Here is an 18564-nt window from a genome sequence, read left to right as displayed (position 1 = left end):
TTCGGGCGCGGCGGCGTCCGCGATATGGTCGCCCTGTCTGTGGCCAGCCGGACACGCAGCGTGACAGAAACTTCCGCATCCTCTTCCGGCGAGCGGCCGCTCGCCTGGTTCGATCTGGAGGACGAGAACCGCCTGCGTGTCGGCGGCGTATGGCGGCTGGCCCAGGTCGGCCTCCTGTCGCGGCGGCTCGAGCGGGCGGGGCTGTCCGGCCGCGCGGTCCACGAGATCGACGCCAGCGCCCTGACGGCACTGGACAGCGCGGGCGCGCAGCTGCTGATCCGCGCCGTACCCTCGCCGGATGCCATCACCGGGGTGGACAAACGGTATCGGGGGCTGCTGCGCCGCGTGGCCGACGCCGAGACGGCCGCCACCGACCAGCCCAGGCCGCGGCGCCCCGGCGGTGCGGGCGCGCAACTGGCCCTTATCGGCTGGCGGACCGTCGGCGCCGGCATCAGGATGTGGGAACTGGTCGGTTTCTTCGGGCTGTGCATCGTTGCGATCGCCGGAGTCATTGTCCGTCCCTGGACTCTCGACGGGCGGGCGACCTTCCATCATCTCCAGGCCGCGGGCCTCAACGCGCTGCCGATCATCGGCCTGCTCGCTTTCCTGATCGGCGTCGTCGTCGCCTTCATGGGCGCGTTGCAGCTGCAAAAGTTCAGTGCCGGCATCTATACGGTCGACATGGTCGGCATCGCCATGTTGCGGGAACTGGGGGTGCTGTTCGCGGCCATCATGGTGGCCGGACGCAGCGGCAGCGCCTTTACCGCCCAGATCGGGACCATGTCGCTCAACGAGGAGGTCGACGCGATGCGGGCGATCGGCCTCGATCCCGTTGCCGTTCTGGCGACGCCGCGGATCGTGGCTCTGGTGATCGCGCTGCCCCTGCTCACCGTCTATGCCGATCTGGTCGGCCTCGCCGGCGGCGCCGTGGTGAGCCTCGCGCTGCTCGATATCGGCATTCCCCTGTTCCTGGAACGCCTGTCCAGCGCGGTCGATACAACGGCATTTCTGATCGGTATGGCCAAGGCTCCCTTCTTTGCCGCCGCCATCGCGATCATCGGCTGTTTCGAAGGCTTCAAGGTAACCGGCAGCGCGGCCAGCGTCGGCCGGCGGACGACCACCTCGGTCGTCGAAGCCATCTTCGCGGTCATCCTGATCGACGCCGCTTTCGCGATGGCCCTGTCCTGGCTGAATATATGACCCGAAAGGCGAAGAAAGCGGCAAGGCCGGAACCGGCGGTCACCGTGCGCGGGCTGGAAAACCGGTTCGGCGCCAACCTGCTTCATGACGGGCTGGACCTGGATGTCCTGCCCGGCGAAGTGCTGGGCGTCGTCGGCAGCTCCGGCAGCGGCAAGACCGTGCTGATGCGCAGCATTATCGGCCTCAACCGCCCGCGCGCCGGCGAGGTCAGCGTGCTCGGCGAGAACCTGTCGGCGTTGCAGGGCCGTCAGCGCAAGGCGCTGCTGGCCCGGATCGGCGTGCTGTTCCAGAACGGCGCCCTGTTCAGCGGCCTGACGGTGGCGGAGAATATCGCCCTGGTCCTGAAGCTCCACACCGGGCTGGCGCCGGGACCGATCGACCGGCTGGCGCGCCAGAAGATCGATATGGCCGGCCTGCCCCAGGATACGGCCGGCAAGATGCCGGCGCAGCTCTCCGGCGGCATGCGCACCCGCGCCGGCCTGGCGCGCGCGCTCGCGCTCGATCCCGAGATCGTCTTTCTGGACGAACCGACCGCCGGGCTCGACCCGATCGGCGCCGCCGATTTCGACCGCCTGATCCGGGAATTGCAGCAGAGCCTGGGCCTTACGGTTTTCATGGTGACGCACGATCTTAATTCATTGGTCGCGATTGCCGACCGAATTGCTGTATTGGTGGACAGGAAAATCCGCGTCGGACCGCTGGACGAGCTGCTGAACGATCCGCATCCTTGGATCCAGGCCTATTTCCGCGGACCGCGCGCGCGAGCGGCGCACGACGCCGCCGGCTCCGGACACTAGGGGCGGAGGCTGAGCGGGAACGGTGGAAACCAGGGCAAGTTACGTGCTTGTGGGCGCCTTCGTGCTCGGCCTGATCGCCGCCGGGGTGGTCTTCCTGTTGTGGATCAGCGGCAGCGGCGGGCGCTCCGACGGTGTCCCGATGACCGTCGAGTTCCGGCAGGACGTTACCGGTCTGAACAAGGGCGCTGTCGTGCGCTATCGCGGCATCCCTGTCGGCACGGTGCGGGACATCCGGCTCGATCCGAAGAATCCGGAATTCGTGCTCGTCGGCATTGTCGTGCGTCCGGATGCCCGGATCTATCCGGATTTCGTGGCGGCGCTCGAGCAGCAGGGCCTGACCGGAATCCCCTTCATCCAGCTCAAACGGCCGCCGCAGTCCGAGCGCCGGTCCGATGCCCGGCCGGTCGCAGCCGGCGCGATGACCGGGGCGCTTCGTGCGCGGCGCATCCCCGGGACGCCGACCAACCTGCAGCGGCTGATCGAAGAGGTGCCGCGGGCCGTCGTCGCCTTCCGGACGCTTGCCGAGCGCGCCACCGTGGCGGTCGGCCGGCTGGACGCGGCCTTCGGCGGCCCGTCGGGCAAAGGGATCGGCGAGATCGTTCAGTCGCTGGACAAGGCGGCCAGCGAGTTTGCCGCCTTTTCCGTCGAGGCCAGCGCATTCGCCCGGGACGCCCGCGCCGTCGCCGGGGACCTGCGCCCGGCCGCCAAGGAATTGACCGTTGCCATCCGCTCGGTCCGCGCGCTGGCGGACAAGGCCGCCGGGCTGACCGACAAGGCCGAGGCCGTGCTCAGCGACCGGAACAGGAAGCGGCTGGAACAGATTCTCAACAATGTGGAACAGGCCTCGAACGACGCCAGCCGTTTCGTCCGCGAGGCCGAGAAGCGCGCGAAAGAGCTGGAACCGACGCTCAAGGAACTGCCGAAGACGCTCGGCAACATCGCCGGCCTCTCCACGAGCGCCACCCGCCTGTCGGAGCGCGCGTCCGGGTTCCTCGACGACAAGAACCGGCAAAGGGTCGACCGGATTCTCGGATCGGCGGAAACGGCGGCCGAAGATGTGAAGAAAATCGCCCGGGAAACCAGGGAAGTCACCGAGAAGATCCGCCCGGCGATCGAGAAACTGGGCACCTCGCTGTCCCAGATGGCCGATACCGTGACGAAGATCGACGAGGGCGCGGAGGCCTTCTCCCGGATGAGCCGCGACATCTCCCGGCTCGTCGAGGAAAACCGCCGGCCGGTCGCCCGTTTCCTGAATGCCGGCCTTTACGATGTTTCGCAGTTCGTCGCCGACGGCCGCCGGTTGATGCGCGACCTCAACCGGCTGGTCCGGCGGATCGAGAGCGATCCGTCCGGCTTCTTCTTCGGCCAGCAGGGCGGCCTGAACCCGAGGTCCCGATGACAGCCACCCGATCCCGCCGGCGCCACCGCCCGTTTCGCAGCGGGCTGACATGCCTGTTGCCGCTGCTGCTCGTGCTGGGCGGATGCGCCTCGATCATTCCCGGCGCCGACCGCAAGCCGCCGCAGCTTTACGAACTGCGGCCGACCGGCAGTTTCGCCGGTAAGCTGCCGCGCGTCCGCGCGCAACTCCTGGTCGAAACGCCGACCGCCTCCGCGAGCCTGCGCAGCAGCCGGATCGCGATCAAGATGCAGCCGACCAAGCTGGACTATCTCGCCGATTCGGAATGGACGGATCTTGCGACCAACCTGATGCAGACGCTGCTGGTTGAATCCTTCGACAATTCGGCCCGGATTGCCGGCGTCGCCCGCCAGGGCAGCGGCCTGAGAACCGATTTTCTGCTGAAATCCGACCTGCGCGAATTTCATGCCGAAATGTACGAGGGAACGCCGGCGCGCATCCGTATCAGCCTCCATGTCCGTCTCGTGCGCTGGAACGACCGGGATATCGTCGCGTCACGAACCTTCGAGGCGGCGGAGATTCTGGTTGGCGCGAGCAACGAAGCGATCGTCACAGGCTTCGACGCGGCCGTCGGCGGCGTCCTGAAACAGGTCGTCGAGTGGTCGCTGCGCCAGATGCATCGCCAGCGCGGCCGGCTTACCGGCCGATAGTTCCCGGATTGCGGAGGGGCCCCGCCGGCCCTATTTGCCGAATGCCGTCGCCGCGTCGGACAGGTGCGGACCGGCCTCAAGCACTATGGCGATGGCCGGACAGATCCAACCGATCGCCGTCGCTTTGGCCGCCTAGAGTCCGAAATTCTCGAACTTCTTGTTGAACTTGGCGAGCTGGCCGCCGGTATCGACCAGCCGGTGCACGCCGGTCCAAGCCGGGTGGGACGTCGGATCGATGTCGAGCTTCAGGCGATCGCCCGCCGCGCCCCAGGTCGACCGGGTCTTGAATTCGGTTCCGTCCGTCATCACGACGGAGATTTCGTGATAGTCGGGATGGATGTCCTGCTTCATCGTCCGGTCTCGGCGAATGGTCGGCGGCGGCTCCGCCCGGCCGGCGGAACGGGCCTGCGCCCGGGAGCGGCGAATATGGTTGCGGGCGCAGCCTGAAGCAAGCGGCAGACCCGCGCAGGGCCGCGCGCCGGTGCGCCGCAATTTCCGGCGTGGACCGGTCAGCCGGATCGCCCTACCGCTGGGTGAGGCGGATTTCGATGCGGCGGTTCTTCTGGTAGGCTTCCTCGGTCTGTCCGGCATCGATCGGGTGGTGCGGGCCGAAGCCGGCGGCGAGCAGCCGCCCGGCCGGGATGCCCTCCGCGATCAGGAAATTCACCACGGCGATCGCCCGCCTGGCCGACAGCTCCAGGTTCGACCCGCCCCGGAAGGGCCGGGCGTCGGTGTGGCCGTCGACCCGCAGGATCCAGTCGATATCGTCGGGAATCCTGTTCGCCAGTTCCTTGAGCGTCGTCGCCAGCTTGCGCAGCTCGACCTTGCCGCCGTCCTGCAGGCCCGACAGGTTGGTGGCGAACAGCACCGATGACGGGAAAACGAAGCGGTCGCCGACGATCTTGACGTCCTCGCGCCTGCCGATCGTCTTGCGCAGCTCGCCGAAGAATTCCGACTTGTACTGCTTCAGCTCGTTGACCCGCTCTACCAGCGCCGCCTTCAGCCGCCGATCGAGATCGGTGATCTTGATCTGCTGCTGCTTGCCCTTGACCTCGGAGGCCTCGAGCGCCTCCTGGATCGACAGCAACTGTTGGCGCAGGCCGGCAATCTGACGGTTCAACAGCAGCACCTGGCGTGCCTGGGCGCCCGAAAATCTCCGCGCTTCGGCGATCCGCTTCGCGGCGGCGCTCAGTTCAGCATCCAGACCCTGGCCTTGCTCCTGTGCCGCTGCCAGACGTTTGCGCAACGCCTCGCGGTCCTTTTCGACCGCGGCAAGGCGGGCGATCAGCTGGTTCTGCCGTTCGATCAGCAAACCTGACCTTCGGCCGATGAATTCGCGATCCTGCAGCGCGGCTGCGAGGCTTGCACGCAAGGCGGCATTCCTTTCGCGCAGTTCGGCGAGTTGGCCGGCAAGCTGGGCCCGTTCCTGTTCGAGCGCCGTCTGTCTGCCGGTCAGTTCGGTGACCCGGGCCTCCGCCTGGGTCCCGCCCTGCTGCGCTTCTGCCAACTGCCCGGACAGCCGCTTGTTCTCTTCGTCGAGCTTCGCTATCCGCTTCACCAGCGTCTGTACTTTCGCGTCCAGATCCGCGCGCTCGCGGCCCAGGGCGCCGGCCTTCTTGTCCAGTTCCTTCCGCGCCGCGATCGTCTCGGCCAGCTGGCTCGCCAGTCGCTTGTTCTCGTCCTCGATCTCGGCCAGACGCCGGGTAATGGCGGCGAGCCGGCTTTCCAGCTTCAAACGCTCGACGGCCAGTTCCGCGGCCCGCGCCTCGGCCTTCGTGCCGTCTTCGGCCAACTTCCTCGCGTCCGCCTCGGCCTTCGCTATCGCGGCGGCCAGCTCTTCGGCCCGTGCTTCGGCGCCCTTGCGCGCCGCAGAGATCCCCGTCAGCTGTTGACGCAGACTGGTATTCTCAGCGTCGAGGCGCGCGATCTGGGCGGTCAGTTTCTTCTGCAAATCGGCCGCTTTGGCCGCATCCGACGCCGCCGTTTTCTCGATTTCACCGCGCGCCGCCGTTTCCGCCGCCAGCCGGGCTTCGAGATCCCGCAGGTCGGCGGACAGGGCGGCCAGCCGGTCTTTCAGCTGTACCGCCTCGCCGGAAAGTCCGGCGACCCGGGCTTCCGCGTCTTTGCGCGCGGCCGACACGGCGGTCAGACGCTCGCGCAGCTTCTTCGCCGAATCGGACAGGAGCGCAGCCTCTTCCGCCAGCTGGGATTCCAGCTTCTTCACGTCGGCAGAAAGGTTCGTCGCCCGGGATTGTGCCGAATCGCGCGCGGCGACGACCTCGCCAAGCCGCTTGCGCAGCGCCGCGTTGTCGGATTCCAGGCGCGCGACCTGCGCGGTCAGATCCTCCTCGCGCAGGCCGGCTCTGGCCGCGGCCGACGCCGACGCCACCTCGCGTTGCCGGCGCGCCACGATCTCGTCGGCCAGCCGGATTGCGAGGCGCCGGTTCTCCGCTTCCTGTTCCGCCAACCGGGCTTCTTGTTCCGCCAGCCGGGCTTCCAGGCCGGTCTTTTCCCCGCTCAGGGAGTCGACCCGTTTGCCGAGGCCGGCGGCGCGGGCATCGGCCGCCTTGCCGGACTTGAGCGCTTCGGCGAGTTGCAGCGCGAGGCGGTCGGCCTCCGCTTCCAGGCTCGCGATCCGCAGCAGCAGGCTCTTCTTGTCCTTTTCCAGCGTTTCCAGATTGACGAGCAGGCCCTGCCGGTCGGTCTGCAGCTGGCCGATCTCGCCGCGCAGCGCTTCCCGGTCCGTCTCGAGCGCCGTCAACCGGCCGCGCAGGCCGGTCAGGCTGGCTTCCAGTTCCGTCTTCTCGCCGGCCAGCCGGTCGCGCTCGCCCAGCGCCGTCTGAAGCTCCGCGGTCAGGTCGGCGATCGTCTTTTCGGCCCTGGCCGTCCGCCCTTCAGCCGCTTCGATCTTGGTCTGCCCCTCTTCCAGTTCCCTGGACAGGGTCGCGATCTGCGTCGTCAGCCGGTCGATGGTGCGGTCGCGGCCGACCAGTTCCTCGCCGAGGAAGAACTGGGCCGTCATGAAGATCATCGAGACGATGACAAAAACGATCAGCAGGCCCGACAATGCATCGACGAAGCCGGGCCAGATCTCGAAACGCCGTTGCGGCTGTTTGCGCCCTGCCATCTAACGCTCCGTTTCTTCCAGTTCCAATGCTGCCTGGACCGCCGTTTCGCTGCCGCGGGACGAGACCGTTGCGAGCGTGCGCGCCAGAATTCTGAATTCGTTGCGCAATTCCTGCATCATTTGCTGCCTCGTGGCAGCCGACTCCTGGACTGTTTGCTGCAGAACCTGGCGCTGTTCCCGGTTGAGTTCCATCAGCCGGTTGCCCACGGCGCGGAATTCCGCATTCAGCGCCTTCACCATTTCCTGCCTGCCGAAGGCCTGCTCGTCCGCCAGTCGGTCGAGGACCGGCTTCAGGGCGATCTGCGCTTCGGCCAGGTTGCGCAGCAGGGTCTGCTCCCCACGCATGTTGTCCGCGATGACGGCGAGTTCCTGCGTCAAGGCGCCGAGGTTCCGGCCCGTATCCGCCCGGTCCCTTTCGGATTCCGTCAGCGACTGCTGGATATTCTCCATAATCTCCGCAGTATGCTCAAGCAATGCCTGAAGATAGGCTTCTGCCGATTCCGGCTCGTCCTCGCCGAATTCGGTCGGCAGCGACGACAGGCGGGTGACGCCGGACAGCCAGTCTTCCAGCCCGGTGTAGAAGCGGTTCTGCGCCTGGCCGGCCTGCAGGTCCAGAAAGCCGACGATCAGCGAACCGCCGAGGCCGAACAGGGACGTGCTGAAGGCCGTCCCGGCGCCGCCGATGGAGGTCAGCAGATCCGCCTTGAACTTCTGGAAGACCGTCTTGAAATTCTCGCCGCTTTCGACCGTCAGGTTCTGGATCGCACTCGACACCGCCTCGATGGTTTCGATCAGGCCCCAGAAGGTGCCGAGCAGGCCGAGAAAGATCAGGAGCGCGATCAGGTAGCGCGATATCTCCCGGCCTTCGTCCAGCCGGGCGCCGACGCTGTCGAGGATCGAGCGCATGGTCGTGGCGGTCAGGCGCAGCTGACGGTTGCCGCGCTCGCCGATCATCGTCGCCATCGGCGCGAGCATGCGCGGCGTGCCGGCCTCGGCCGGGTCGTGGCTCTGCTGGTAGCGTCCGATCCAGCCCACGTCGCGCCACAGCCGCGCGACCAGCCACACGCAGAACACGATGCCGACCAGCAGGACGACGACGATCAGCCCGTTCAGAAAGACATTGGCCGCGAACGCGGCCACCAACCGGTCGCCGACGACGATCAGCCCGGCACAGACGACCGCCAGGAAGGCGCTCATGCGCAACAGGTAGCGCGCGGGGATGGTCAAGGGCAGTGGCTCCGCCGCTGGGGACTTCGTGGCCCGGGCGCCGCCTTCGATCGTTCCATACGGTAAGGTATGTTACAAAGGATCCGGTCGGAGCCCGGACGCTTCACTGTACCGGCCGCAGGGCTGCGCGACAATGGCGCTTCACCGCCGCATCGTGGGAAAATCTGACCTATTCGCCGGAAGTCCCGGCGCTTGCCATCGCATCGCCGACGACGCGGCGCAGATCGCCGTGCAGCGCGGTATTGCTGGCCAGCACTTCGGCGCCGCTCCAGGCCCGGTCGCGCCCGGCGACATCGGAAACCGTGCCGCCCGCTTCGCGCACCAGCAGCAGGCCGGCTGCGACGTCCCAGGTCTCCAGGTCGAACTCCCAGAATCCGTCGTAGCGGCCGGCCGCGACCCAGGCGAGGTCGAGCGACGCCGCGCCGAACCGGCGCACGCCGGCAACCGCGGGCAGGATGGCTTCCAGCGTTGCGCCGTAGGCCGGATGCTTCGGCTTGCCGCGATAGGGCAGGCCGGTCGCCAGCAGGGCGTCGGCGATAACGCTGCGCGACGAGACCCGGAGCCGGCGGTGATTGAGGAAGGCGCCGCTGCCGCGCACCGCCCAGAACAGTTCGTCGGTCAGCGGCTGGTAGACCGCGCCGGCGACGACTTGGCCCTTCTCCTCGTGGGCGATCGACACGGCGAAATGGGGCACCCCGTGGAGAAAATTGGTCGTGCCGTCGAGCGGATCGACGATCCAGCGGTCGGTGCCGGCGGTTTCCGGCGCGTCGGGGTCCTCCGCCCTGGGCAGGCTGCCGCTTTCCTCCATCGTCAGGCCGAAGCCGGGCCGGCCCTTGCGCAGTTCGTGGAACAGGATTTTTTCGGCCCGCAGGTCGGCGGCACTGACGAAATCCGAAGGGCCCTTGCGCGAGACCTGCAAGTGCTCGACCTCGCCGAAGTCGCGCACCAGGGCTCGCGCGGCCTTGCGGGCGGCCCCTTCCATAACGTTGACGATGGCGGGCTTCAGGACCATGGCAGGCGGCCTCGCGCTCTTGAACGGCAACCGGGCGGCGATCCGGCCGGCGACGGGCGGCGACGGGGTGGCGGCCGGGCGGAAACCGGAAACGGTTACTTCGCGCGCTCCATGTAGCTGCCGTCGGCGGTCGCGACAACGATCCGGGTGCCGGCCTCGATATGCGGCGGCACCATGATGCGCTCGCCATTCTCGAGGATAGCCGGCTTGTAGGACGAGGAGGCGGTCTGCCCCTTCACCACCGCGTCGGCCTCGACGACTTCCATGACGACGCTGTCGGGCAGTTCGACGCCGATCGGCGACCCTTCGTAGGACTGGACGGTGACCGTCATGCCGTCCTGCAGGAAAACCGCCGGATCGCCGATCGCCTCGCGGTTGAGCGTGATCTGCTCGTAGGTCTCCGTCTCCATGAAGGTGACGTCGTCGCCGTCGGCAAAGAGGAACTGGTACCGCGCCTCGTCAAGCCGCACCTTCTCGACGCTCTCCGAGGCCCGGAACCGCTCGTTGAGCTTGGTGCCGTCGCGGATGTCCTTCATCTCGGCCTGCAGATAGGCGCCGCCCTTGCCGGGCTGGGTGTGCTGTATCTTGGCGACCCGCCACAGGCGGCCGTTGTGCTCGATGATGTTGCCGGGGCGGATGGCGTTGCCGTTGATGCGCATGGGAGGCGTCTGTCTCGATTGCCGGTTTCGTCGTGCCGGATGCGGGCCGGGAAGCTATCACCGGCGACCGGGGGGTTCAATTCGCCCCGCCCGCCCGGCGGCGCGGCGAAGTGCTCGCGCCAAATCCGCAAGCGACGATGAGATCGGCCTCGCCGGCTTTCAGTCCAATAGCCTGGCAATACGCCTTACACATTGCACGGCGTCGCGGAATTTTGGGGTTTCCGCCTCGGTTCCGTATGACATCGCGGCGACGAAGCGCTCGTATTCGTCGCCGTACTCGGGATCGGTCGAAAGAATGTCCAGAGCTGCCGCAACCCGCGCCGCCGGTGTCGTCCCGAGGCCGCCGGACATCTGCCCTGCTCTTGCCGTATCCGAGTCCAGAGCGCGTCGCGACAGTTCGGCAAAGCGGGAATGGCCGGCGGCGTGCGCTTCGAGCGCCGCCAAATCGTGCAAATGGCGAACCAGCGTGGGGTCGTCGTTCGCGTCGCCCCGCTGCCTGCTCGACACACGCCAGGTGAGAGCGCTGAGTTTGTCGGCCGCAGTCTCCGCCGGAGCGACACAAGCGGCCAGCGGAACTTCCGCCGCCTGCTTACGCGCTGCCGCCACGAGGGAGCGCAAGGGTTGCTCCTCCGGCGGCAGTGCCGGGCGTAACAGCGTCATTTCCAGCCTGATTTCCGGGCGCAGAGCGGACGCAGGATCGAAATTCGTCGGATACCCGATTCGACACTGGAAGAAACGGCTCTCGTTGCCGACGAGAATGTCCTCATCGCGCAGTGTCCGCCCGCCTCCGGCGCGAAGCGTCTCGATCACCGCCTTGCGATAGCGCCGGCGTTCGCTGCGATCGATGCCGGCCTCGGGCATGAGGAGCTTAAAGTCGAGATCTTCGGAAAACCGCCGGATCAGGCCATATCCCTTGGACAAACTGGTGCCGCCGGAGAACACCGGTCGCAACCCGTTTTGCACAACGCCGGCGACAGCAGCGATCGCCTGCGTCGCATGCCAGTCCTTCTCCACGAATGACGGATCGACGCCGAGTTCCGTGGCGACAGCCTCAAGAAGCGCGGGGTCGGGAAATGCGCTCGAAGACGGCGAATTTGCCATCGTGACCGATTTTGCGGGAAATCCGGTCCTTGACGGCGATCATGCGGCCCGTCGGCACCTGCGCCGTTCTACCTTCGCCGTAGGCCCGCTCGAATTCCGATGGTGCGGTTTCAACATTCAGGCGCGCCAGCGCTTCGCGCGCCAGCGCGGGCAAGGGTTTGGCAGGGACAATCTTGCCGGAAAGCGGGGAGACCGTAGCGCGGGCGTAAATTCCATAACCGATTCTGACAAGCCGGCCCTTGGCGGCAAGACGGCGCAAACCGCGGCCCACCTGGTCGTACCCTCCGAGATCCTCGAAATCGCGACGCAGGAAGACATCGCCTTTCTTGCGCGCGATCCGCTCGGCAATGCGCTTCTCCAGGGTCTTGCGCTTCCTGGGTTTCATACCTGTCATCAATCGCAAAAATACGACATTTCCTTGATGCAGAAATACGACAATCCAGGCGGTTGTCAACGGCACCGCCCGGTGCGCCGGCGCCGCTACTCCGCCGGCGCCGGGAGCCGGCCCTTGATGATCTTGCGGGTCGGGGTCATCGGGAATTCGTCGACGACGACAAGCTTTTCCGGCAGCTTGTTGCGGGCGATCCGGTGTTCCATCAGGAACGCGCACAGCGCCTCCAGGTCGGGCGCGTCCGCGCCGGGGTTGAGCTGGATCCAGGCGCAGGCCTGCTCGCCCAGCACCTCGTGCGGCACCGGGGCGACGGCGGCCATCTGGACCGCCGGGTGGGCGCTCAGCAGGTTCTCGATATCCTGCGGATTGAACTTCACCCCGCCGCGGTTGATGATGTCCTTGATCCGGCCGGTGATGGCGACGAAGCCGTCCCCGTCCATGTAGCCGAGGTCGCCGGACCTGAAGAAGCGGTCGGCGGTGAAAGCCGTCTCGTTGGCCTCCTTGTTGCGCAGGTAGCCGGGGAACACCATCGGGCCCCGGATCTGGATTTCGCCCTCCTCGCCGCGCGGCCGTTCCGCGCCGGTATCGGGATCGGCGACGCGCACGGTGCTGCCGGGCGAAGCGCGGCCGGCGAAGACGGCGGATTTGCCGATGCCGTCTCCCGGCCGGGTGAACATGCCGGCCTGCAACTCGGTCATGCCCCAGAGCTGGCAGATCCGGCAGCCGGGCCAGGCCTCCTGCAGGGCGTGCAGCATGGCCGGCGGCGCGGCGCTGCCGGCGAACAGGCACATCTTCATGCTGCTGAAATCGTGCTTCCCGATCAGGCCGGCCGCCGTCATGGCCGCACCGTGGGCCGGCGCGAACCAGACCGCCGTGGGCTTCATCTTCTCGATCGATTCGGCCAGCGCCGGCGGCGTGAAGGCGGGCAGCAGCAGGTTCGCCATGCCGGTGACGAGGCCGAGATGGAACGCATAGAGCCCGTAGAGATGGGTGAACGGCGCGGCGGAGAGGATGCGGTCGTCGGCGGTCAGGCCCTTCTCCGGCGCGCTCATCCGGGCGTTCGACAGCATGTTGTGGGAATTGAGCGGCACGCCCTTGGGCGACGACGTCGTGCCGGAGGTGTAGAGCAGCAGGTGCGGGTCGGCCGCCGAAGGCTCGTGGCCGATCTCGATGTCCGGATCGGCGGCGATCAGATCGTCCAGGGAGAGCGCGCCGTCCGGCGCGTCGCCGACCGCGATGACATGCCTGAGCGTCGGCATCTGCGGCTGGAGGTCGAGCGCCGCCTGCGCCGCCGACCAGTCCTTGCCCGCGCCCATGCACACGATCGCCCGCGAGCGGCCGTGATTGATCAGGGTCTGGAGTTCGGCGTCGCGGTAGGGCATGTGGACGGTCTGGACCACGCCGCCGAACCAGGTCACCGCCAGGTTGGCGATCGCGAATTCCGGGATGTTCGGCAGCTGCACCGCGACGACGTCGCCGGGCCGCAGGCCGAGCTGCCACAGGCCCCCGGCAACCCGCTCGGCGGTGTCGCGCACCTCTTTCCAGGTGAGCGTCCGGCCGGGCAGGACGTAGGCCGGCGCGTCCGGCCGTTCGGCGGCATTGCGCTCCAGATACCGGCGCTGGGTCTCGTTGCGCCACCAGCCCTTCTCGACATAGTCGCGCGCCTGGTCCGGCGGGTAGTTCATGGCGGCGCGCAGCTCCAGCGCGTCCTCGCTGTAGCGGAAATGGTCGAGATGGGGGGTGAACCGCTCGGTGCGGAAGCGCTTGCCGCCACCCAGGTCGAGCAGCCGGACATAATGGCCCGTGCGGAAGCGCCGGCGCTCCATCAGGGTGCGGATATAGAGCACCTGGTTGCGGCTGAGGCCGATCCGCTCGGCGATCTGGGCGTCCGACAGGCCCATCGGCTCCCGGTGGCGCTCGATGGCGTCCCAGTCCTTCTCCCGGTAGGGATCGCCTTCGCGGATCTGGTGGTTGTGCGACATCCGGAGAACGATCTCCCCGAAGGTCGCCATCATCTCCTCGGTCACGCCGATCTGGCGGCGGTTCAGCCCGCGGGCCATTATCCGGCGGCCTCCGCGTCCAGCCGGTATTCGTGACGCAGGATCGGGTCGGCCTGGGGCGCCTGGGTGGCGACCGGGCAGACCCGCATGCATTCGAAGCATTGCGCCAGCAGCCCGCCCGAGCCGACGCTCATCTTGTACCAGAGCATCTTGTTGTCCGGATCGAACAGGGCGTCCTCCCGGTCGTCCTCGTCGGTCGCGCGGATGGCGTCCATGATCGCGGCCGGAACGGTCTCGTACTGCTGGGTCATCTCGGCACAGGCGGCCATGTCGTAGCGCATGACTTTCTGCTTGCCGGTCTCCTCGTCGACCTCGCCGTCGAGGCACTGGACCGGGCAGAATTTCATGCAGGGGGTGCGCTGGATCGAGCGGTACATGTTCACGCAGGACGGCGCCGGGCAGGGGTTTTCGGCGAGCGGCGCGTCAGGCTCCAGCTCCAGTTCCGTGAACACGCTGGCGAAATACATGTAGCCGTAGTCGGGATGGAGCAGGATATCGCCGGCCAGCGAACGGGCGCCGATGCCGGCCAGTTCGGCATGGACCTTCAGGCTTTGCAGCGGCACGCGCGGGCCGGCGTCCGGGTCCATGTCCGGCGGGCAGTAGATCGAGCGCAGGCCGAACTTGTTCTCGATATAGAAGGCGAGGCCGTAGGAAATCGAGTAGGCGCGCGTCTCGGTCGAGCCGAAATAGCCGAGCGCCTTGGCCGGCACGGTCCAGGCGCCTTGCGTCTGGCCGCCGACGCCAAGCGCGATCACCGACTTCACCCGCGGCATGATATCGGCCGGGCGGTAGCCGGGCGGACAGACGCGGTTGACGGCGTCCAGGTCGGCGACTCCCGCGGTCAGCGCGCCCTTCTTCAGGCAGTAGGCGAGGACGGCATCCTTGGCGGCAGCCTTGTCGATGGCGGGTCTTTTCCTGGGCATCGGATCGGCCTTGGCGGTTCAGGGCGTACGCCAGCTCGGCGCGCCGCTATTCTGGGCCTGTGCCGCCGCCTCGCGCAACAGTCGGCGCAGCATATTGCCGTTGCCCGGATTGCGGGGGATTTCATCGCAGAAGAAATAGCCCTTCGGGCGCATGAAGCCGGGCAGGTCCGAGGCCCGGGCGTGGGCATCGAGCGCGGCGGCTTCGGCATCGCCGACGATGCAGCCGACGACGATCTGGCCCCAGCGCTCGTCGGGCAGGCCGATGGCGCAGCAGTCGTCGACGCCCGGCGCGGTGTGCAGAATGGCCTCGACCTCGCCGGGATGGATGCTCTCGCCGCCGGAGCGGATCATGTCGTCGACCCGGCCGCGCAGGGTGAAATAGCCGCGTTCGTCCAGGGTCACGACGTCCCCGATGCGCACCCAGCCGTCCTGCACCTTCTCCGCCGTCGCGTCCGGCCGGCCGAGATATTCGCTGAAGATCGTGTCGGCGTCGGCGGCGACCAGCAGTTCGCCTTCCTCGCCGGGGCCGATCAGGTCGTCCGGCCCGCCGCCCAGCGCCACCACCCGCAGGCGGGTGTAGTAGCCGGGCCGCAGCGCGAGATGGTCGCCGACCGGCGCCGGGTTGTAGGCCGAGCACATGGTCTCCGTGGTGCCGTAGATGTGGCGGATCTCGGCATTCTCCCAGCACCGGTCCATGTGGGCGATCAGTTCCTCCGGAATGTTCGAGCCGCCGTAGAGCACGCGGCGCAGGGAGCGCAGCTTCTCCGGCGCATAGTTCGGCGCCCTGGTCAGCGCGTAATACAGGGTCGGCGCGGCGAAGGTGTAGGTCAGCCGTTGCCGTTCGATCAGGTCGACGGCGGCCGCCGGATCGAAGGCGCTCATCACCTGGTAGCTGCCGCCGAACGCCAGTGTCACCAGAAACACGCCGTAGAAGCCGATGGCGTGGGCGAGCGGCATGAAGCCGAGCGCCCGCGTGTGCGGCCCGTGCAGCACGCCGCCCTGGGTCGCCAGCCATAGCACGCGCGGCTCGGTGGTGCGCTGGGCCAGCACGACGCCCTTGGGCAGGCCGGTCGTGCCGGAGGTGTAGAAGATGATCGCCGGGTCTTCGCGATCGAGGTCGGGCCGCGGCGGCAGGCCGCTAATGTCGGCGCGGCAGGTTGAGAAATCTTCAGCCTGGCCGACCGCGCCGCCGGGCGCGAACAAGGGCGCCCCTCCGGGCAGCGCGGCGGCAACGGCCTTCACGGCATCGGGATCCGGCAGCACGAACGCGCCCTTCATCGCGCCGGCGGCGACCAGCCGGCCGATATCGACGGGGTTGAGGCGCGGATTGACCAGCGCCGGGACGGCGCCCAGCCGGGTGAGCGCGAGCAGGGCGAGCCCGTGTTCGAGAATGTTGGGCAGGCAGGTCGCCACCCGGTCGCCCGGCCCGATGCCGCGCGCGGCAAAGCCAGCGGCGATCGCATCCAGTTCCGCAATCAACTGGCGGTAGGTGAATTGCCGGCCGGTCCGGTCGTCCCGAATCGCCAGCGCCTCGGGCGACCGGTCCGCCTGGTTCCAGACCAGATCATAAGCGGTCGGGGCAGTCACGGCGTCACCAGCCCGGCCGGTTCTTCCACCACCAGTCCGGCTTGTAGCGCTTGCCGTAGCCCAGCGCGTTGTCGAGCCACAAAGCGATCCGCCGGAACGGCCCGCCGGCCAGCCTTTTCCAGAGCCGGAAATAGACCCGGCCCAGCGTCGTCTCCGGCAGCTTGTTGTAGGGGCAGACGCGGATGCAGATGCCGCATTCGGTGCCCTGGTTGGCCCAGAAGCGGAAGCATTTCTCGCCGTCGACATTCCACTTCCTGATGCCGACGAAGTTGGAGGCGTTATGGTAGGCGCCGTCGGGCGGGCCGTCCGGAATCGCCTTGGGCGGGCAGGCGTCCGAGCATTTGCGGCACAGGTCGCAGAATTCCTTCACGCCGAACGTCTTCGGCCTGTCGTGGACCAGCGGCAGGTCGGTGAAAATCTTGCCGAAGCGCAGGCGCGGGCCGAATTCCGGCGTGATGACCAGCCCGTGGCGGCCGTATTCGCCGAGCCCGGCCTGGATGGCGTAGGGGATGCACTGGGCCGTGTCGTTCAGCGAGGCGACGGCGTTGTAGCCCAGGTTGCGGATGAACTGGGCGAGCGACATGAGCGTCAGCCCGTCCTTGGAATAGCCGTAGCCGGCCGCGGTGCCGCCGAGCGCCGAGGGCATGGTCTGGATCACCTTGCCGGGCATTTCCGTGCCGACGACGATGCAGTGGGGCAGGCCGGCGCAGTCGGCATTCTCCTTTTCGGTGCGCGTCTTTGCGTTGAAGCGCCTGGTGTAGTGCCAGCGCAGGTCGGTGGACGTGATGCCGATCAGGTCGGCGCCGAAGATGCGCGCCGCCTGCTTCAGTTCCAGCGTCATTTCCGCCGGGTCGTCGACCGGCTCGCGGGTCGGCGCCGGCGGGGCGTAGGGCGTGAGTTCGTCGAGGAACCCGTCGTGGCGCTCGTCCTTCAGCTTGCGCTCGATCAGCAGATTGGCGCCGACCCAGGCGGCGTTGCGCATCGCGAAGTCCCTGGTGCGGTAGCCCTCGGTCTTGCGCACCCCCAGCCCGTGGGTGAACATGGACCTGAACCAGTCGAGCGCCTTCTCGGAGCGGACGGTCTCGTCCCACTGCGCCCGGGCGAAGGTGTCGTTGCACGCGTTGAAGCGCTGGAACTCCGGCTCGATCTCGAAACCGCATTCGGTGTCGTCGGGCCGGTGCAGATCGCCGTCGAACCGCGCCTCCAGCGTCGGCGGGTTGGCGGCCGACAGCGGCTCGGGCATGTTGCGGCGGGCGGGTTCGGACATGGCTCTTGGGTGCATCCGGTCTGTTACGGCGATCTCGATTCGCCGCACAGGCTTTCCGGCGGAAATCGATCAGGCGGCATCGTAGACTGTCCGGCCTTCCCGCAGAGCGGGTTTGAAGACCAGGGGGTGGGAATTCCGGTATCGTTGGACATCGCCCGGAGTTGCCACGATGACATCGATGGCAACCGGCACACCGCATAGTTCCCGGTAAATGCTGTCGTAGATGCGCTTCCGTTCGCGCCAATCCTTGCCGTAATCCTTGACGACGAGCAGGTCGACATCGCTGTGCGGGCCCATCTCGCCGCGGGCAGCGGAACCGAAAAGTACGATTTTTTCCGGCCGGCACGCCGTGACGAGCCGCTGGACAATATCGTTCAGCGTTGGCGCATCCAGCCTCCGTCCGGCATCCCGGCGCGCCGCGATTGCCGTCGTGCCGGGGGCTGTTTTCGCGTCCGCCATCTTGGTCCCTCCCGGAAACGGTGCAGGCGTTTGAAGCCATGCGGGAGCGCTCTTCGGCAATCTAAACCGGACGTCTCTCCATTGTCACGGCCTGCACTCAGCACTCCGGCCCTACGGCCAGAGCGCGTCGAGCGGGAAGCTGATCGCCTCGAACGGCGGAATCGAGACCGGGTCGTCGTTGCGCGCCGTGGCGATCAGGACCCATTCGCCGTCGCGCAGTTCGAAGGCTTCGAGGTCGCGCGCCACCGGGTCGATAAACCAGAGGTGGGCAACGCCCTCGCGGGCGTAGACCGGGCGCTTGCCGTGGCGGTCGAGATCGCGGGTCGAGGGCGAAAGCACCTCGCAGACCCAGTCCGGCGCAAGGGTGAAGAAGGCCGTATCGGGAAAGTCCGGCATCCGCTCGCGCCGCCAGCCGGCGATGTCGGGCACCAGGATGTCCTCGCCGAGATGCAGCTCCGGCTCGTCGATGATCCACCAGCCGCCGGGGCCGCCACGGCCCTTCTGGAAGGGGCTTGAGAGTTCGCCTCCCAGAGACGACGACGCGAGCGCATGCGGCGGGGCCGGCCGCGGATGGGTGTAAAGCGCCCCTTCGACGACCTCGGCAACCATATGCGCCGGCGCGTCGATCACGTCCTGGTAGGTCGCGCGGCGTGCGGATCGTTTGAGAGCGGCCTGGGAAGGGGCCAT

Annotated in this window: 17 protein-coding genes; 4 read left to right on the top strand and 13 right to left on the bottom strand. The window is 67.6% G+C overall.

Annotated features, from left to right (window positions below):
* Window positions 1–60 precede the first annotated feature (60 nt).
* Genes OXM58_07765 through OXM58_07750 form a run of 4 tightly spaced genes read left to right on the top strand, consistent with a single transcriptional unit; the run spans window position 61 to window position 4064 of the window.
* Window positions 61–1200: an ABC transporter permease gene (locus OXM58_07765; protein MDE0148255.1), complete on the top strand. Its 1140-nt coding sequence runs from the start codon at window positions 61–63 to the stop codon at window positions 1198–1200.
* Window positions 1197–1997, top strand: coding sequence for an ATP-binding cassette domain-containing protein (locus OXM58_07760; GenBank protein ID MDE0148254.1), 801 nt, complete (start codon window positions 1197–1199; stop codon window positions 1995–1997). Before OXM58_07765 ends, OXM58_07760 begins: the two co-directional genes overlap by 4 nt.
* A 22-nt stretch (window positions 1998–2019) precedes the next feature.
* Window positions 2020–3396: an MlaD family protein gene (locus OXM58_07755; GenBank protein MDE0148253.1), complete on the top strand. Its 1377-nt coding sequence runs from the start codon at window positions 2020–2022 to the stop codon at window positions 3394–3396.
* Window positions 3393–4064: an ABC-type transport auxiliary lipoprotein family protein gene (locus OXM58_07750; protein ID MDE0148252.1), complete on the top strand. Its 672-nt coding sequence runs from the start codon at window positions 3393–3395 to the stop codon at window positions 4062–4064. The genes OXM58_07755 and OXM58_07750 overlap by 4 nt, the downstream gene beginning before the upstream one ends.
* Window positions 4065–4196: 132 nt before the next feature.
* Here OXM58_07750 and rpmE read toward each other — a convergent pair whose 3' ends face one another.
* From rpmE to OXM58_07685, 13 genes are all read right to left on the bottom strand, one after another.
* The gene (gene rpmE / locus OXM58_07745; GenBank protein MDE0148251.1) at window positions 4197–4415 is read right to left on the bottom strand and encodes a 50S ribosomal protein L31; all 219 of its coding nucleotides are present in this window, start codon (window positions 4413–4415) and stop codon (window positions 4197–4199) included.
* A 172-nt stretch (window positions 4416–4587) separates the two neighbouring features.
* Window positions 4588–7191, bottom strand: a complete 2604-nt coding sequence (locus tag OXM58_07740; protein MDE0148250.1) for an OmpA family protein — start codon at window positions 7189–7191, stop codon at window positions 4588–4590.
* Window positions 7192–8418, bottom strand: coding sequence for a flagellar motor protein MotA (locus OXM58_07735; GenBank protein ID MDE0148249.1), 1227 nt, complete (start codon window positions 8416–8418; stop codon window positions 7192–7194).
* Window positions 8419–8587: 169 nt separating this feature from the next.
* Window positions 8588–9430 carry an inositol monophosphatase family protein gene (locus OXM58_07730; protein MDE0148248.1) on the bottom strand — a complete coding sequence of 281 codons (843 nt, stop codon included), beginning with the start codon at window positions 9428–9430 and terminating at the stop codon, window positions 8588–8590.
* Window positions 9431–9525: 95 nt separating this feature from the next.
* Window positions 9526–10089 carry an elongation factor P gene (gene efp / locus OXM58_07725; GenBank protein MDE0148247.1) on the bottom strand — a complete coding sequence of 188 codons (564 nt, stop codon included), beginning with the start codon at window positions 10087–10089 and terminating at the stop codon, window positions 9526–9528.
* A gap of 159 nt (window positions 10090–10248) precedes the next feature.
* A complete protein-coding gene (locus tag OXM58_07720) occupies window positions 10249–11190 on the bottom strand; it encodes a nucleotidyl transferase AbiEii/AbiGii toxin family protein (protein MDE0148246.1) in 942 nt (313 codons plus the stop codon).
* Window positions 11141–11644, bottom strand: a complete 504-nt coding sequence (locus OXM58_07715; protein MDE0148245.1) for a DUF6088 family protein — start codon at window positions 11642–11644, stop codon at window positions 11141–11143. The genes OXM58_07720 and OXM58_07715 overlap by 50 nt, the downstream gene beginning before the upstream one ends.
* Before the next feature lie 26 nt (window positions 11645–11670).
* On the bottom strand, window positions 11671–13641 hold the full coding sequence (locus OXM58_07710) for a class I adenylate-forming enzyme family protein (protein MDE0148244.1): 1971 nt from the start codon (window positions 13639–13641) through the stop codon (window positions 11671–11673).
* Window positions 13641–14564, bottom strand: a complete 924-nt coding sequence (locus tag OXM58_07705) for a hypothetical protein (protein MDE0148243.1) — start codon at window positions 14562–14564, stop codon at window positions 13641–13643. The genes OXM58_07710 and OXM58_07705 overlap by 1 nt, the downstream gene beginning before the upstream one ends.
* A gap of 18 nt (window positions 14565–14582) precedes the next feature.
* The gene (locus tag OXM58_07700) at window positions 14583–16151 is read right to left on the bottom strand and encodes an AMP-binding protein (protein ID MDE0148242.1); all 1569 of its coding nucleotides are present in this window, start codon (window positions 16149–16151) and stop codon (window positions 14583–14585) included.
* Window positions 16152–16155: 4 nt separating this feature from the next.
* Window positions 16156–17418 (bottom strand): reductive dehalogenase, encoded by a 1263-nt coding sequence (locus OXM58_07695; GenBank protein MDE0148241.1) that lies wholly within the window; start codon window positions 17416–17418, stop codon window positions 16156–16158.
* Window positions 17419–17487: 69 nt separating this feature from the next.
* Complete coding sequence (locus tag OXM58_07690) at window positions 17488–17877, bottom strand: nucleotidyltransferase domain-containing protein (protein MDE0148240.1); 390 nt, start codon at window positions 17875–17877, stop codon at window positions 17488–17490.
* A 111-nt stretch (window positions 17878–17988) separates the two neighbouring features.
* On the bottom strand, window positions 17989–18564 hold the full coding sequence (locus OXM58_07685) for a Uma2 family endonuclease (GenBank protein MDE0148239.1): 576 nt from the start codon (window positions 18562–18564) through the stop codon (window positions 17989–17991).

The sequence above is a fragment of the Rhodospirillaceae bacterium genome (genome assembly GCA_028819475.1).
Lineage (GTDB): Bacteria > Pseudomonadota > Alphaproteobacteria > Bin65 > Bin65 > Bin65.
Note: the sequence above shows the minus strand (reverse complement) of the source record. Positions and strands in the feature narration are given on the sequence as shown.